This window comes from Mameliella sp. CS4 (genome assembly GCF_019392335.1).
Taxonomy (GTDB): domain Bacteria; phylum Pseudomonadota; class Alphaproteobacteria; order Rhodobacterales; family Rhodobacteraceae; genus Antarctobacter.
On sequence record NZ_JAHXRQ010000170.1, the window covers coordinates 1 to 267 of the forward strand.

A 267-nucleotide genomic window follows, 5' to 3' on the forward strand; every position below is an offset into this window, starting at 1 on the left:
GATTCGAATTCCGGCAAGTACTTCTTCGCCAACGCCACCACGAACGGCAAGCATCCGGTCTCCGAGGAGGCCGCCGCGATCCTGTCGAACGGCGCGGTCACCGACGTGTTCGGCAAGGCCTATGACCGGCCGGCCGGGAGCCCCGGCGCCGACCGCTACGGCAATTCGCGGCCGTTCCAGACCCTGCCGCGCCTCCTCACTTATCGTGGCAAGGACTATTTCGGCGATGCGTCCGACAGCCTCGACTGGCTGCGCGGCCCCTCGCAG

1 protein-coding gene is annotated in these 267 nt (G+C 67.4%); it reads left to right on the plus strand.

Annotation, left to right across the window (positions count from 1 at the left end):
* Positions 1-267 (plus strand): hypothetical protein (locus tag KZZ07_RS26990; RefSeq protein ID WP_219520054.1); only part of this gene is annotated, 267 nt, incomplete at both ends.